The organism is Pseudomonas sp. PME37.24/025 (genome assembly GCF_055556615.1).
Genome location: NZ_JBVHNK010000047.1, coordinates 1 through 393 on the forward strand (window position 1 = coordinate 1; position 393 = coordinate 393).

The following is a 393-nucleotide window of genomic DNA, read 5'->3' on the forward strand; positions in this document are numbered from 1 at the left end:
GCGCTCAAGATTAAAAGAGTCTCTGTCGTTGGGTTTCAACACTGTGAGTATAGCTTTTCCGCTAAGGACAACAAGAATGAAATCTGCATCCGTTTGTTGTGGAAGAAATATGGTGTGAGGTTTTGACTTATATTCCAAAAGACGGTAATTTTGAAGATTCTCAAATATTTTAGAACGCTGATCAAACTTTTGGAGAAGACGAATGTGACCGTTTTCATTCTCGAAAAGAGTTTGGAACCTTTTAGACTCAAAGATAAATGGGTTATCTTGATCGGATCTAGAAGAAACACATACTGAAGCTAGGAAAGCAATTCCCAGCACCATCAAAAGTGGAAATGAAGCTTTCATTGTAGTAGCAGCCATGTTGATTGAAACTAATATCTCACTTTGGTC

The 393-nt window shown here is 37.7% G+C and carries 1 protein-coding gene; it reads right to left on the reverse strand.

Features of this window, described 5'->3' with window-relative positions; translation table 11 throughout:
* The coding region (locus tag ACZ3HH_RS29425; protein ID WP_465810030.1) for a cupin domain-containing protein at positions 1 to 393 on the reverse strand (393 nt) is incomplete at both ends.